The following is a 15148-nucleotide window of genomic DNA, read 5'->3' on the forward strand; positions in this document are numbered from 1 at the left end:
GTGTCGGGATTTTCAGGAGTGTTTTTCGGCTTCTTCAACGAATACAGGATGTTCTGCACATGTCCAATGACAACAAGCTTGCCGTCGCCACCGAAGCGCCGCCCTATCCGGGCAGCGTGCTGTATCTGATCTACGGGATCGACGGCGATGGCGCCCTCTCCTACGAAATCGACAACGGCGCCGTGGCCAGCTTCTGGTGCGGCCAGCATTTCGATCTGGGCGGCAAGCACTACTACACCGGTTTCGCCTATGCAACGCGCGGCAGGTACGGCAACGATGACGAGGAAACCTTTCCCGGTCCGGACGAAAGCGTTTCGCTCAGCCAGGCCACCTTCGTCCTGACCAACCCCGGCAGCGAGCGGCCATGGATGGTCTTCCACGCACAGCGCTACGTCGGTGCCTTCGGCAGTTACGAGCGCGCCGATGCGCTCGACGAGAAGCGCAAGCCGCAGCAGCATGTGCTGGACAACGGCCACCTGCTGCTGGCGGTGCCGACGTCGAGCTTCGACAATGGCGTCACCAGCGCCGGCTTCGCGCTATTCACCTTCGACCCGAACAAGAACGAGCTGGGCGACTACCAGGGCTGGGTGTATCGGGGAACGGTCGCGGCCGGCGAGGACAACGAAGCCAGCAGCGACGAAGAGGGCGTCGTCCCCCACGTTTCCAGCGTCGGCACACTGAGCTTCAAACCGGTGCCGGGCGAACCGATGCCAGACGTGCAGGTGGCGCTGAGCGGTACCGCGATCGCCGGTCCCGGCCGGGCGCGCATGCTCGATGCATCCGATGCGGTGCTCTATGCGTACGACCAGGCTAGCGCACAGTACCTGCCCACGAATAACGCATGAACCCGCCAGTGCGCCGATCTGTGGATGGGCGCGCTGGCAGCAGCAACACAGCAGCACACGTAGTACCCGAACAGTTTTGTTGACCGCGCACTAACAAGCTCACGGACGAGCTCGGTTGACCTTGTCGGCGCACGCCGCCGTATATCAACCTCAAGGAGTAACACGAGATGGCACGCGATTACACGAAGGCCGAGAACCTCGACATCATCGAGCGTGAGGCCAAGGAACGCCACATTCCGGTCGACGATTTCATGCGTTTCGCCTATATCGAAACCGGCGGCAAGTTCAACGAGCAGGCCAGCCGCGGCCCGAACGGCGCCAAGGGCCTGTTCCAGTTCACCCCCGGCACCGCAGCGGCCTACGGCATCAGCGGCCGCGAACTGGATGCGGTGGCCAATACCGATGCCGCCGCACGCCTGTACCAGGACAACCAGCATGCGCTGACCCGGCAGCACGACAAGGACCACCGTCCGTACCTGTCCGGCAAGCCGCAGCCCGATGGCCTGGACATGTACATGGCGCACCAGCAGGGTGCCGGCGGCTACCGCTCGATCCAGGCCGCGGTCACCAGCGGCAGCTTCGCGCGCGAAGACACGCGCTCGAACATCCTCAACAACGTGCCGCGCGAAAAGGATGCGGGCGGCGCCAAGCAGTTCGAGGCTTACACCGGGTCTTCGCTGGCCGAGTTCAAGAAGATGTCCGACCAGGACATGGCCAAGACCTTCCTGAAGTACTGGGACACCAAGTTCGACCACATCGCGATCCCGGAAAAGGGCATCAAGCCGGTTACCGAGGGCCATGCCCCGCAGCCGGTCCCGCCGGGTCGCATGCAGCCGCATCCGGCCGTGCATCCAGCCGCACATCCGGCCGCGATTGCCGCGACTGCCAAGCAGGACGGCCACGACGGGATCAAGCTCACCGCCGCGTACGAGATGGGCATCAAGTACGACGACGTGAAGTACGCGATCAACATCAAGGGCCACAGGCTTTCCCACCCCGGCGTGGACGGCAAGCATCTCGAGCAGGGCTACATCGATTGCTCCGGCTGGGTGACCGAACTGCAGAACAAGACGATGCTGGAGATCAACAAGAAAGCTGGCCACGAGGTGTTCGGCCAAAAGGATCTGTTGACGCAAGGCATGGTCGGCTCCGGCGATATCGTCAAAAAGGCTTCGCTCAGTTCCGGCGTGCTGCTGCAGGGCCAGGACGTGTTCAAGCCCGGCGCGCTGAAGGAAGGCATGGTCATCGGCGTCGATGCCAGCCACAAATCGGGGCATGACTACTGGAACGGCATCGACCACATCATGATGGTGGTGCGCGACCCGAAGAACGGCGAGCTGCTTGTCAGCCAATCCACCGGCAGCAAGGGCGTGAACACCATGCCGCTGGACGATTACCTGGCCGGCCACAAGAACGCCAAGCTGTTCGCGTCCGACCCGCTGGCCAAGGCGCGCGACCTGCTGCAGGACAAGCAGCAGACGCAGTCGCAGACTCACAGCCAAGGCCATGACGCGCGCACGTCGCTGAAGCCAGGCGAGCAGGGCCCCGACGTGAAGGCGATGCAGCAGAGCCTGATCGAGCACGGCATCAAGGACAACAGCGGCAAGTTGCTGACCGGCACCGGCTACTACGGCGACAAGACCAAGGAAGTGGTGGCCAACCTGCAACGAGAGAAAGGCATCGAGCCGACCGGCATCGCCGACAAGGTCACCCTCGATGCGCTGAGCAAGCTGCAGACGCAGGGCAAGGCCGAGGCCAAGGCCAACCCGGCCGCCGCCGAAGCGCAGCGTGCCGACAATCCGCTGTTCACCCAGGCGCTGGAGAAGCTGCAGAAGCAGGGGCCGAACGGCGGTTTCAACAGCCGCGAGGAAATGCAGCGTGCGGCCGGGCAGGTGGCGTTCGAGGCCAAGGTCGGCGGCATGTCGCGCATCGACGATGTGGTCCACAGCACCGACGGCAAGGGCCTGATCGCAGTGGAGCGCAACCCGAACAACCCGCATGACGTGAACCGCGCCTACGTGGACAAGCAGCATGCCGCGACGGTGCCGCTGGAACAGAGCCAGCAGCAGCTGGTAGCGGAAACCCAGCGGCAGGCGCAGGAGCAGACCCAGGATCAGCGCACCCAGACGCAGTCGCAGACACCGACGCGCTGATGCGTGCTGCCAGCATCGGCTGCCGCCGTCACGCGGATGGCAGCCGATGCCGGTTCGATCATCGATCGGGCTGGCGTCCACGCGCGCTCGCAGCTGCATGATTTTTTTCCTGCTTGGCGACGCATGCGGCATCGAGCAGGTGCCGCGTGCGAAGCGACCGATCGCGTCCGTCAAGTGGACGCTGCGGATGCAAGGCGATTGGGGGCTCGTCGAGACGCTGCCTACAGCCTGTCTGCGTTGTTTGAACGGCCGTGTAGCGGTGGCGTCGCAATCCGACGATCCCATGGACACAGTTTCGACGATCGTTTAGAACTGCCCTCCCTTACACGCATCACCACAAGGCGAATTCCAAAGTGGCCACCGTCAAGGTTCTTCCTGTTTCCTGCCTGCTCGTGCTCTGCGGTCTGACCGCGGCGTGCAACGGCGGATCTTCCGCGCCGGCGCCGGCTGCGCAATCCGCCACCGCTGCGCCAGCGACCGCGCCGGCATCGCCCGCGAGCGACGCGCCTGCGGCGAATCCGCAAGCGCCGAGTACGCCGTCCACCGAGGCGGATGCTGCCGCCGCACCATCGAAACCTTCAGGAGAAAACGTCGTGCTGCGACCTTCCTATGACACATGCATCAGCGCCGCCGCAGGCGTGACCCCGACGATGCAGGACTGCATCGATACCGAATACGAATACCAGGATGGCCGCCTGAACACGGTCTACAAGGCGCTGATGGCCAAGCTGGGCGACGCGGAAAAGAACGCGCTGCGCGAGCAGCAACGCAAGTGGATCTCCGATCGCGACGAACAGTGTTTCTACGATCCCGACAGCGGGCAGGCGGGGCGTGTGGATGCCGCCGAATGCCGTCTCGACATGACCGCCAAGCGTGCGGACGAACTGGAAGCGCGCTGATTCCTGCTGTGGTTTTTGCGATGAACTTTTTTAGACAAGGAGATGGACGATGAGCGACAAGGATTGGGAACTGGGTCAGACCTCGAAGCATTACGAAACCGGCGGACGCGGCGCGAGCACGGTGTCCTCCGGCATCGACGATCCGGGTGGCGTGTCCTACGGTTCCTACCAGATGACCTCGCAGGTCAAGACCAAGGAAGGCACGGTCATCGTGGGCGGGACCGTCGCGGCCTTCGTGAAGGACAGCAAGTACGCCGACGACTTCGCCGGCCTGAAGCCCGGCTCGGCCGACTTCAGCGCGAAGTGGAAGGAACTGGCCAGGACCGACGACAGCTTCGCGCAGGAGCAGCACGACTACATCAAGCGCACGCACTACGACAGGCTGGTCGACCGGTTGCAGGACAAGGGCGTGGACCTGTCCGACCGCGGTCCGGCGGTGCAGGATGCGCTGTGGAGCACGGCGGTGCAGTACGGCCCTGGCAGCGACAAGAAGCCGGGCGGCTCGGGCGTGTTCCTGAATGGACTGGAAGAGAAGTTCGGCAAGGACTACGACCTGTCCAAGCTCTCCGACAAGGACATCGTCGGCGCGGTGCAGGATTACAAGGCCGACCACGTCAAGGGACTGTTCCCGCGGGTGGAGAAGCAGAGGACTCTGGATTCGCTGCAGAACCGCGCCGAGAACGAGAAGGCCGACCTGCTCAAGCTGGCAGACCAGGACAAGACGGTCACCCGGACCGGCGAGCAGCCGGCCAAGCATGAGCGTGCGCCGCACGCGGACAAGTCCCACGGCGGCAACGGCCCGCACGCCGACAACGGCGACGGCGTGCTCAAGCGCAACGAGCAGGGCGCCGCGGTGAAGGACATGCAGGAGAAGCTGTCCAAGCTCGGTTACCTGGACGCGAAGGACGCCATCGGCACCTACGGTCCGAAGACCGAAGCGGCGGTGGAGAAATTCCAGCAGGACAACTGGCTCAAGGGCGTGGACGGCAAGGCCGGCCCGGAGACGCTCGCCTCCATCGACAAGAGCCTGCAACGGGAGCAGGGCGTGGAGCAGTTGCGCCGCGACAATCCGATGTTCGACCAGGCGGTCAAGCAACTGGAGAAGCAGGGGCCGAACGGCGGCTTCGGCAGCCGCGAGGAGATGCAGCGCGCGGCCGGCCAGGTCGCGTTCGAGGCCAAGGTCAACGGCATGTCGCGCATCGACGACCTGGTGCACAGCACCGACGGCAAGGGCATGATCGCGGTGGAGCGCAACCCGAACAATCCGCACGACGTGAACCGCGCCTACGTGGACCGGCAGCAGGCCGCGGCGGTGCCGCTGGAGCAGAGCCAGCAACAACTGGCGGCCGAAACCCAGCGCCAGACGCAGGCGCAGGAGCAGACCCAGGACCAGCAGCGTACCCAGTCGCAATCGGCACCGTCGCAAGGGCGTTGATGCCTATGGCGCCGGCGGTCGTCGCCGGCGCCAACTGCGTTGCAATAGCCGCCAGCCCGGGTTCACCGGGCTGGCGGCCAACGCCTCTCGTGCAGAGGCAACAGCCGCGGCGTAGTCGCTCGTGGCTAGCGTAGGTATTCGATTCGTTTGTCCCGCCACACAGTGCCGCGCATCGGCAGCGGCCGCATGTGCGAGGTATTTGCAGGAACGCTGCGCCAGCGGTGTGATCGTCTGTCTGGTGCCCACAAGACACAACGCTCGGCCGCACTGCTGACGCAAGCGCCAGCAATGCTCGAGCTCATCGCCCCGGCTGTTCGCCGCGCGTGCCCAGGCTGGCCGAGAGATGGTCGATCCACACGCGCAGTTTGGGCAGCACGTGGCGGTGCGAAGGCCACAGCATCCAGAACGTGCCTTCGACGACGTTGTAGTGCTCCAGCGCCGTCTGCAGCAGGCCCTGCTGCAGGGCGTCTTCCACTGCGAAATCGGGCAGGTAGGCGATGCCCATGCCGCCTATGGCCGCGCTCAGCGTGGCTTCGATGCTGCCCAGGGTCATGGTCGTGGGCACGCGCAGTTCGGCCAGGTCGGCACTCGCTTCGCTCAGGCGCCACTCCTGCAGCTTGCCGCTCGACGGATACCTGAAGCGCAGGCAGCGATGGGCCGCCAGGTCCTGCGGATGCGCGGGCATGCCGTGCTGGGCGAAGTACTGCGGCGAGCCGCACAACTTGAAGTGGAACGGGCACAGGCCGCGCGCCGACAGCCGCGAGTCCGCCAGCGTGCCGCTGCGGATCGCCATGTCGAAGCCTTCGTCGACGACGTCGACCAGCCGGTCGCTGAAATCGATGTCCAGCTCCACCTGCGGATACGCCTGGACGAAGGCCGGCAACACCGGCATCAGCAGCCGGTGCCCCGCGGCGGGCACGCTGATGCGCAGGCGTCCGCGCGGCGCGCTCGCATTCTTGGAGAGCGCGGCCTGCGCATCTTCCAGGTCTTCCAGGATCCGGCGGCAGCGCTCGAAGAACTGCATGCCTTCCTCGGTGAGGGCGATGCTGCGCGTGCTGCGATGGAACAGGCGCACGCCGAGCTTGGCCTCGAGCCGCGCGATGCTCTTGCCGATGGCCGAGGGCGACAGCCCCAGTACCCTGGATGCGGCGACGTAGCTGCGGGTCTCGGCTGCACGAACGAACGCGGTCAGCCCGCTTACATGGTCCATTTTTTCGGCCTTTGCGGAAATGGAATTGACGACAATTTGTCGTTTCTGTCGGGAATCATGGCTTGTTCCAAGCCGATTGAAGCCATCCTATCTTTTGTCGATCCATTTTGTGGATGCGCCCGACAAAGGATCCGATGTGAATTCTCCTGACCCCACGCACGCTGCCAACGCGAAGAAATGGCAGCTTCTCGGCGCGGTTCTGCTTGCTGCCTTGTCCATGCCGCTGAGCTTCACCGGCCCGGCGGTGGCGCTGCCTGCCATCGGGCAAAGCCTAGGGAGCAGTCCCGTCGCCCTGAACTGGGTGACCAATGCCTTCATGCTGGGCTTCGGCGGTTGCCTGATGGCGGCCGGCGCGCTCGCCGACCAGTTCGGCCGCCGCCGTCTGTTCGTTCTGGGCATGGGCGGTTTCGCCGCCGCCTCGCTGGCGTTGGTCCTCGTGCCGGACATCGTCTGGCTGGATGCGCTGCGTGCCGTGCAGGGCGTGGCCGGTGCGGCGGCGTTTGCCGGCGGCGCGGCCGCCCTGGTCCAGGAATTCGACGGCCATGCGTGCACCCGGGCCTTCAGCCTGCTGGGCACCACCTTCGGCGTCGGCCTGGCGTTCGGGCCGGTGCTCGCCGGTTTCCTGATCGAGCGCCTGGGATGGCGTTCGGTCTTTTTGAGCGTCACCGTGCTGGCCGCGTTGGCGCTGCTCTGCGGCTGGCGCTGCATGCGCGAATCGCGCGACCCGGGTGCGCAAGGGTTGGACTGGCTCGGCGCCCTCGGTTTCACCGCGGCGTTGACGCTGTTCACCTATGCGTTGCTGCAAGCGCCGGAGCACGGTTGGAGCGACCTCACGGTGGCCGGCCCGCTGGCCGTTGCGGCCGTGCTGCTGGCGGCCTTCGTGCTGATCGAGACCAGGGTCAAGCGGCCCATGCTGGACCTGTCCTTGTTCCGCTACCCGCGCTTCGTCGGCGTGCAGTTCCTGGCGGCGGCGCCGGCCTATTGCTACGTCGTGCTGCAGGTGCTGTTGCCGGCACGCTTCATCGGCATCGAGGGCTACAGCGCGATGGCGGCCGGACGCATGATGATCGCCCTGTCCGCACCGATGCTGATCGTGCCGATCCTGGCGGGCATGCTGACGCGCTGGCTGTCGGCCGGCCTGATCTCCGGCATCGGATTGCTGACCGCCGCCGGCGGCCTGGCGTGGCTGGCGCAGTGCACGCCGGGGCAACCTGCCGCGCAGTGGTTGGGACCGCTGCTGGTGATCGGCCTGGGTACCAGCCTGCCCTGGGGGCTGATGGATGGCTTGGCCGTGAGCGTGGTGCCCAAGGAGCGCGCCGGCATGGCCATGGGCATCTTCAGCACCACGCGCGTGGCCGGCGAAGGCGTGGCGCTGGCCGTGGTAGCCGCCATGCTCGCCGGCCTGGTGCAGTCGCGCCTGCGCGGCGCGGACCTGGTGGATGGCGCGCAGGCCTTGCCCGAGGCCGCGCAGCGCCTGGCGATGGGCGACCTGACGCATGCCGCGACCGTGTTGCCCGGTATCGATCAGGCCTTGCTGGTGCAAGGTTACGGCGACGCCTTCCGCATCCTGCTCTACATCCTCAGCGCAATCACGGTGCTGTCGAGCGTCATGGTCTTCGGTTTGCTGACGCATCGCCCGGTCCAGGAAGCAGCGTCGGAGCATGCGCTGCAGCCGTGGCCCGACGTGGAGCAGAACAGCGGGCCTGCGCCGTAGACCGCGCGCAAGCCTTAGGCAGGGGACGACGCGTCGCGGGCGCACGACGGCGGGCACCATGAAGAACGGCATCTGAGTGGCACGCAGGCGATCGCCTCCGTATGTGCCTCGCGATCGAAGCCAATGGCGGGGGATGGGCCGTCACGCGGGGTGATGGCCTATGCTGGGTCCATGTCGCATTTCGCCTCCGTTGTGCCGCATCCCGTGCCGCGTCAGCTACGTCGGGCATCGCGCGCGCGCCGGGTGTCGCTCGTGCTGTTCGCCGCATGCGCCGCTACCGGGCCGGGCAGCGCGCTGAGCGCGGCGGTCACGCCGGCTGTGTCGCCGGCGACCACGCCCGCGCAAGCCGGGTTGGTGGACGTGCACGAGGTCGCGCCGGACATCGCGATGGACATCCGCTACGCCGGCCACGACAACTTCACCGGCCGTCCGGTGCCCGGTTACGACGCGCCGAAGTGCTATCTGCTGGCCCCGGTCGCGCAGGCGCTGGCGCGCGTGCAGCATGCATTGCGCGCCGAGGGCTATGGCCTTCAGGTGTTCGACTGCTACCGGCCGCAGCGCTCGGTGCGCGCCTTCGTGGCCTGGGCGGGCGACCTCGGCGACCAAGTCGCCAAGGCGCGTTATTACCCGCACCTGGACAAGCGCGTGCTGCTCGGCGACTACATCGCCGAGACCTCCGGCCACAGCCGCGGCGCGACGCTGGACCTTGGCCTGCTCGACTGCCGCAGTGGCCATTGCGCGTCGCTGGACATGGGCACCGGCTTCGACTTCTTCGATCCGTTGGCGCACACCGACGCGGCAGGAATCGATGCGGCCCAGCGTGCGAGCCGCCAGCACCTGCTGCGCGCGATGGCGGCGCAGCGCTTCGCCAACTACCCGCTGGAATGGTGGCACTACACCTTCCAGCCCGAACCCAGCCCCGGCACCGCCTACGACGTGCCGGTACGCTAAGGCTTCCCGTATCGCTTCATAGGCCAAGCTCATGTCCGGCATGCAAAGCTTCATCGACCTGCAGTGCCCGTATTGCGGCGAATGGATCGACCTGGCGCTGGACCCGTCGGTCGAGACGCAGCAATACGTGGAGGATTGCCAGGTCTGTTGCCGGCCGATGCTGGTGACGGTGCGCTGGGACGAAGACGGTGCACCGGTGGTGAGTGCCAGTGCCGAGAACGATGGCTGATGCGTTTCCTCTCGGTCGATGGCCGGGGGTAAGCGCGGACTCCTGCTGGCCTCGGGGAATGGTCACGGCAGAAGCCGTTGACATTGCGCTTTGCGACGATGCCCGCATGCGTTGTGGGGATAGGCGACGCTTAGTTAGGACCGCACGCAGGTAGCCACACCGCCTAGACTGGCGCTCTCCTCGCCACCAGGAAGCACCGCAATGAACCTGCCGCTGCACTTCGGCCTGCTGGGCTCGCTCGAAGCCGGGCTGATCGCGTTCGCGGTCGGGTTCCTCGTGTACGCGCTGTGGCACCGCCTGTGCCGCTGGCTGCAATGGTCCGAGGGCCATGCGCTGGGCTGGTCGTGCCTGATCGCGGTCGCTGTGTCGGCGGGGATCGATTGCTGGAACCTGTTCTACACCGGCATCGTGCGCCTGGAGTCGCCGTTGTACGCGCGGCTGGCGCTGGCCAGCATCCACGATCCGAACGAGTTGGGCTCGCGGGTGGTGCTGGAAGTGTCCGGTGCGCTTGCCGGTGTCGCCGCGGCCTGGGTCGCGTTCAGTTCGCGTTCAAGCGAAAAATCCGGCGACGACGAGCGCCAAATTGGGTGAAACACACGCTTTTTTTCCAAGTTCCGAACGTCTCGAACGAAGGCCTTACCACCGGCTCACCAGGCGCTAACCAAGCGGGTAGCGCGTGTTTTGCCCGAGGTGGTTAACGAAGCGTTGCCTGCGGTTTTTCGCAAGGGAATGGATTCAGCCTGGCACCGGCACGGTGTAGCCATGCACCGGATTCAACCGGGCATGCCACAACCGAGAGAGCACAGGAGACCACCCATGAACATTCGCAACCGCACGCCGCTGATCGGGACCGCCGCCATTCTCGCCGCCGCACTGGCCATGCCGGCCTTCGCCCAGGATGCGCAGAGCGATGCCGCCACCCAGGCGCAGTCGCCCACCAGCGCGACCGGGCAGTCCGCGCAATCCGGCGCTTCGGGCGGCGGCCAGACCTGGGCCGACGTCGATACCGATAGCGACGGCGCCATCAGCAAGCAGGAAGCGCAGGTCAATGCAGGCCTCAGCCAGATCTTTGCGCAGGCCGATGCCGATCACAACGGTAAGTTGACCCCGGACGAATACAAGGCGTATGTCGCCAAACAGCAGCAGGGCGGCGCCGCCGGCAGCAACGGTCAGTAACGCCGACGATGGCAAGGCGCAGCGGTCGGTACGCGCATAGACGAGGACGCGTGCCGATCGCGGCGCGGAGACGACGTAACTGGCCTGATCGAACGTGACAGAGACGTATGAGGAAGGGCGGCCTGATGCCGCCCTTCCGCTTTTTTGCACTGCAACCGAAACATCGGCACGGCCGACATTGCTGCGGCCATAAGCGGCGTGGCAAGGAGTAGGGTGTGCATTCGCCGTTGGATGGGGGCTGCCCATGAGTTCTTCACGCTATTCGCTGCGCCTGTGCCTGGCGTCGTCGTTGGCGGCTCTTGCCGCAACCGGCATGGCCGCGCCGCAGCAGGATCCTGCCGCACCCGTATTGCCCATCCCTGTGCCGACACCCGCGCCCACCCCGGCGCCGGCCCCGCTGCCGCCATTGCCCGCGCCACCGGCCTCGACCTTGCCGGTGCCGGCAGCGCCTGCCAGCGACGCCGGTGCTGCTGCGGGCGCGCGCAGTTTCGCCGCACTGGACCTGGACCGCGACGGCCGCATCGACCGTACCGAAGTCACCGCCGACCCGGTCCTGCGCGAAACCTTCGACACGTTCGACGCCGATGCCGACGGCGCGTTGTCGCGCGAGGAGTACGCGCACTATCAGCCCGGCCCCGGCGATCCTGCGGCGCAATAAGCGGCGCTGCTATGCTTGCGCGATGCCCACTCCTACCGCTCTGCGCTCCTCCGCCATCGCTCTGGTCGGCTTCGACGGCGACGACACGCTGTGGAAAAGCGAGGACTACTACCGCGACGCCGAAGCCGCATTCGAAGCCATCCTCGGCCACTATCTGGACCTGCGCGACGTCGGCACCCAGCAGCATCTGCTGACGGTGGAGCGTCGCAATCTGAAAGTGTTCGGCTACGGCGCCAAGGGCATGACCCTGTCGATGATCGAGGCGGCGATCGAACTGACCGATGCCCGTATTTCCGCGCGCGATCTGCAGCGCATCGTCGAGATCGGTCGCGCCACGCTGCAGCATCCGGTGGAGGTGATCGCAGGCGTGCGCGAGGCGGTGGCGGCGATCGCCGCCGAGTTCGAGGTGGTGCTGATCACCAAGGGCGATCTGTTTCACCAGGAAGCGAAGATCGCGCAATCCGGACTCGGCGCGCTGTTCCCGCGCATCGAGATCGTGTCGGAAAAGGATCCCAAGACCTACGCCAAGGTGCTGGCCGAATTCGGCATCGGTGCCGAGCGCTTCGTGATGATCGGCAACTCGCTGCGCTCGGACGTGGAGCCGGTGATCGCCCTCGGCGGCTGGGGCATCCATACGCCCTATGCCACCACCTGGGCGCACGAGGCCGAGCATGGCGTGGCCGCCGACGAACCGCGTCTGCGCGAGGTAGCCACGGCGGCCGAGTGGCCGCAGGCGGTAGCCGACCTGAACCGGCATGCGGCGGCGCAGGGTGTTTTGCCGCTGGGGTGAGGGCGCTTGCGGCGCTGGTCCTCAAGGCCTCGACTGCCGCGCCGCCAGTGTGTGCAGCTAGTACGAAAGCAGGCGCCGGTAGCGGCAGCACGTGAGCGCGCGCTTCGCGTTGGCCGGTGCGCCGCGGGAGCGGCCCGAGCGGGGCGACCGCGTGCCATCGGTGCCGGTGCTTCTCCGTCCGGGACGCACTTGCGCGCGGCGTAAGCCGAGCGTGTCCGCCATGTCGGGCGGATGCGGCGCGTTACGGGCCTTGGGGTCTTTCTTGGCGACAGTGCCGACCACGCCACCCTGACAGCGATGCCGGCATCCGGCAGAATCGACGCATGCCGTGCCGCCTGCGCTCCCTCTGCCTGATCCTGCCGCTGGCGCTATGCATGGCGAGCGCCGCAATGGCCCAGGACACAGCGGCGCCGAGCGCTGCTGCGGCGGATGCGGCCGTGCCCGGCAGCGGCGATGCCTGGATCGACCGCCAACTGCTGGACATCGACCGCTATGCCGCGCGCTATCCGGACAGTTTCCTGGATGAGGTGGCGCGCTACGCGCAGCTGCCGCGCGGCTATGCCGAGGCGCTGCTGCGCGAACGCCGCTGGCCGCCGCGCGACATCTACTTCGCCTGCTTCCTGGCCAAGGCGGCGGGGCTGCCGTACCGCGAGGTGGTGCGTGCGCGGGCCAGCGCCGGCCCCGACGCCAGCTGGGCGGACGTAGCGAACGCGTTGCAGGTCGAGCCGGGCTCGCTGACCTACCGCGCGCTGCGCCACGCGATCGTCGCCAGCTACGACCACTGGGACCGGCCGATCGCGCTGGATGCGCTGCTGCGCCGCCAACTCGGCGACCGCGCGCAGCGCGACCAAGCGGCGACGCAGTAGACGCGGCCGACGCTGTGCAGGAAGCGGTCGGCGGCGCGCGGCCGATGCGGAGGCTCCGCTCGAATGCCCGCAGAACCGAGCCAATCTGGCGAAGCCCTTGTGGGAGCGACTTCAGTCGCGACGCGTCGATCTCGCCGTGCGCGTACCAAGCCTAAGCCGACAGCCGCGGAAACCGGTAAGGCCGCCGCTGCGCTTGTCGCGACTGAAGAGCACTTCTAACCTCGATTCCGAGATTGCACGCCAGGCACATCAATCACTTGCGAACGCTTGGACGAGCTTTGGGGGCTTGCAGGTGCCCTGAAGTCGCTCCCATCAGGGGCCTGCGGTCCGCTTGCAGGCCGCTACAGCCGGGCGCCTGGCGGCAAGCGTCTAGCAGCAAGCGCTATTTCTGCTGTTGACCGCCGCCGGCTCAGCCACCCAACCAGGACCTTCCATGCCCGCTGCGCTCGCGTTCCCTTATGGCGGCGATCCACGCGTACGACTGGCCGCGCCGTCGCCGCGGCGCGAGAATAGGCGTTCTGCCGGACCTGGTGCCCGGCGCTACCGCCGCTCCGGACCGTCCGATGACCACTGCTTTCGTTTCGCCCGATGCCATCCGCAGTCTGTTCGCGCAGGCCATGTCCGATATGTACCGCACCGAGGTGCCGCTGTACGGCACGCTGATGGAGCTGGTGGCGCAGGTCAACGCGGCGACCCTGGCCGCCGATCGGGCGCTGGACGCGCAGCTGCAGCGCAACGACGAGCGCGCGCGGCTGGACCAGGAGCGGCACGGCGCGATCCGTGTCGGCAGCGCCGAGGAACTGGCCACGCTACGGCGGTTGTTCGCGGTGATGGGCATGCATCCGGTCGGTTACTACGACCTGTCGGTAGCCGGAGTGCCCGTGCATTCCACCGCGTTCCGTCCGCTCGACGCGGCGGCGCTGGCGCGCAATCCGTTCCGCGTGTTCACCTCGCTGCTGCGGCTGGAACTGATCGAAGACCCGGCGCTGCGCGCGCAGGCTGCGCAGATCCTTGCGCAGCGGCGCATCTTCACCGAGGGCGCGCTGCAGCTGATCGAACGCTGCGAGCGCGACGGCGGCCTGGACGAGGCCGACGCGCAGCGCTTCGTCGCCGAGGCGCTGGAGACCTTCCGCTGGCACGGCGACGCCACCGTGACGCTGCCGACCTATCGCGCGCTGAGCGATGCGCACAAGCTGATCGCCGACGTGGTCAGTTTCCACGGCCCGCATATCAACCACCTGACCCCGCGCACGCTGGACATCGATGCCGCGCAGGCGGAAATGCTGCGCCGGGGCATCGACGCCAAGGCGGTGATCGAAGGCCCGCCGCGTCGACGCTGCCCGATCCTGCTGCGCCAGACCAGCTTCAAGGCGCTGGAGGAGACGGTGCGCTTCCCGGCCGGCGACGGCGCTGCCGAGGCCGGCACCCACACCGCGCGCTTCGGCGAGATCGAGCAGCGCGGTCTGGCCCTGACCCCGAAGGGCCGCGCGCTGTACGACGCCTTGCTGGAGCGCGCGCGCGCCGCCGACGGCAGCGCCGGCGGCGACTACGCCACGCGCCTGCAGGCCGCGTTCGCCCAGTTTCCCGACGACTACGCCACGCTGCGCCGCGAAGGCCTGGGCTATTTCCGCTATGCGCTGACCGAGGCCGGCCGCGCCGTTGGGGCCGCGGGCCTGGCCGGCAGGCCCGCCGAGTCGCTGATCGCCGATGGCCTGGCCAGCGCCGACCCGATCGTCTACGAGGACTTCCTGCCGGTCAGCGCCGCGGGCATCTTCCAGTCCAATCTGGGTGGCGGCGAACAGCGCGCCTATGCCGCGCATGCCAACCGCGCCGCGTTCGAGCAGGCGCTGGGCGCGGCGGTGCATGACGAATTCGCGATCTACGCCGGCATCGAGCGCGCCTCGCTGGAAGCGCTGCAGGGCTGAGCCACCGAAAGCCCCTCTCCCCTCGGGAGAGGGGTTGGGGTGAGGGTACGGACGCGAAGCGTCTCGCGGAGTTTGGGTGCACGAGGCTACGCCCGTACCCTCATCCGCCCCTGCGGGGCACCTTCTCCCGAGGGGAGAAGGAACAGCCGCTAGCCCCTCTCTGGGGTGAGGGTACGGCGCGAAGCGTCTCGCGGAGTTGGGCACACGAGGCTACGCTCGTACCCTCATCCGGCCCTGCGGGCCACCTTCCCCCAAAAAGGGGGCCATGGTCCCGATGGGAGAAGGGAACGGCCATGG

Annotated in this window: 15 protein-coding genes; 14 read left to right on the forward strand and 1 reads right to left on the reverse strand. The window is 67.1% G+C overall.

Annotation, left to right across the window (positions count from 1 at the left end; genetic code table 11):
* Positions 1 to 59: 59 nt before the first annotated feature.
* The 5 genes from HEP73_RS02725 (at position 60) to HEP73_RS02745 (ending at position 5332) form a co-directional block, all read left to right on the forward strand.
* Positions 60 to 845, forward strand: coding sequence for a hypothetical protein (locus HEP73_RS02725; protein WP_185822024.1), 786 nt, complete (start codon positions 60 to 62; stop codon positions 843 to 845).
* Positions 846 to 1012: 167 nt separating this feature from the next.
* A complete protein-coding gene (locus HEP73_RS02730) occupies positions 1013 to 2998 on the forward strand; it encodes a peptidoglycan-binding protein (RefSeq protein ID WP_185822025.1) in 1986 nt (661 codons plus the stop codon).
* Positions 2999 to 3095: 97 nt separating this feature from the next.
* On the forward strand, positions 3096 to 3308 hold the full coding sequence (locus HEP73_RS02735) for a hypothetical protein (RefSeq protein WP_185822026.1): 213 nt from the start codon (positions 3096 to 3098) through the stop codon (positions 3306 to 3308).
* Positions 3309 to 3351: 43 nt separating this feature from the next.
* On the forward strand, positions 3352 to 3897 hold the full coding sequence (locus HEP73_RS22555; RefSeq protein WP_255423647.1) for a lysozyme inhibitor LprI family protein: 546 nt from the start codon (positions 3352 to 3354) through the stop codon (positions 3895 to 3897).
* A gap of 49 nt (positions 3898 to 3946) precedes the next feature.
* Entirely contained in the window at positions 3947 to 5332 is a 1386-nt protein-coding gene (locus HEP73_RS02745; RefSeq protein ID WP_185822027.1) for a peptidoglycan-binding domain-containing protein, read from the forward strand.
* Between the two features lie 298 nt (positions 5333 to 5630).
* Here the strand turns inward: HEP73_RS02745 and HEP73_RS02750 are convergent, their stop codons facing one another.
* Positions 5631 to 6542, reverse strand: coding sequence for a LysR substrate-binding domain-containing protein (locus tag HEP73_RS02750; RefSeq protein ID WP_185822028.1), 912 nt, complete (start codon positions 6540 to 6542; stop codon positions 5631 to 5633).
* Positions 6543 to 6561: 19 nt separating this feature from the next.
* On the opposite strand from HEP73_RS02750, the gene HEP73_RS02755 reads away from it, so the two are divergent.
* The 9 genes from HEP73_RS02755 to hglS all read left to right on the forward strand — a co-directional run bounded on the left by HEP73_RS02755 (position 6562) and on the right by hglS (position 14851).
* The gene (locus tag HEP73_RS02755; RefSeq protein ID WP_185822029.1) at positions 6562 to 8256 is read left to right on the forward strand and encodes an MFS transporter; all 1695 of its coding nucleotides are present in this window, start codon (positions 6562 to 6564) and stop codon (positions 8254 to 8256) included.
* A gap of 252 nt (positions 8257 to 8508) precedes the next feature.
* Complete coding sequence (locus tag HEP73_RS02760) at positions 8509 to 9207, forward strand: M15 family metallopeptidase (RefSeq protein ID WP_255423648.1); 699 nt, start codon at positions 8509 to 8511, stop codon at positions 9205 to 9207.
* A 31-nt stretch (positions 9208 to 9238) separates the two neighbouring features.
* Positions 9239 to 9436, forward strand: a complete 198-nt coding sequence (locus HEP73_RS02765) for a CPXCG motif-containing cysteine-rich protein (RefSeq protein WP_185815081.1) — start codon at positions 9239 to 9241, stop codon at positions 9434 to 9436.
* A gap of 201 nt (positions 9437 to 9637) precedes the next feature.
* On the forward strand, positions 9638 to 10027 hold the full coding sequence (locus HEP73_RS02770; RefSeq protein WP_185822031.1) for a hypothetical protein: 390 nt from the start codon (positions 9638 to 9640) through the stop codon (positions 10025 to 10027).
* A 225-nt stretch (positions 10028 to 10252) separates the two neighbouring features.
* Entirely contained in the window at positions 10253 to 10612 is a 360-nt protein-coding gene (locus HEP73_RS02775) for an EF-hand domain-containing protein (RefSeq protein WP_185815083.1), read from the forward strand.
* Positions 10613 to 10889: 277 nt separating this feature from the next.
* Positions 10890 to 11270 (forward strand): EF-hand domain-containing protein, encoded by a 381-nt coding sequence (locus HEP73_RS02780; RefSeq protein WP_458309671.1) that lies wholly within the window; start codon positions 10890 to 10892, stop codon positions 11268 to 11270.
* A gap of 22 nt (positions 11271 to 11292) precedes the next feature.
* Positions 11293 to 12060 carry an HAD family hydrolase gene (locus HEP73_RS02785; RefSeq protein ID WP_185822033.1) on the forward strand — a complete coding sequence of 256 codons (768 nt, stop codon included), beginning with the start codon at positions 11293 to 11295 and terminating at the stop codon, positions 12058 to 12060.
* A 323-nt stretch (positions 12061 to 12383) separates the two neighbouring features.
* Positions 12384 to 12926 (forward strand): hypothetical protein, encoded by a 543-nt coding sequence (locus HEP73_RS02790; RefSeq protein ID WP_185822034.1) that lies wholly within the window; start codon positions 12384 to 12386, stop codon positions 12924 to 12926.
* 563 nt (positions 12927 to 13489) lie between these two features.
* Positions 13490 to 14851, forward strand: coding sequence for a 2-oxoadipate dioxygenase/decarboxylase HglS (hglS, locus tag HEP73_RS02795; RefSeq protein WP_185822035.1), 1362 nt, complete (start codon positions 13490 to 13492; stop codon positions 14849 to 14851).
* Positions 14852 to 15148: the final 297 nt, after the last annotated feature.

The sequence above is a fragment of the Xanthomonas sp. GW genome (genome assembly GCF_014236815.1).
GTDB lineage: Bacteria > Pseudomonadota > Gammaproteobacteria > Xanthomonadales > Xanthomonadaceae > Xanthomonas_A.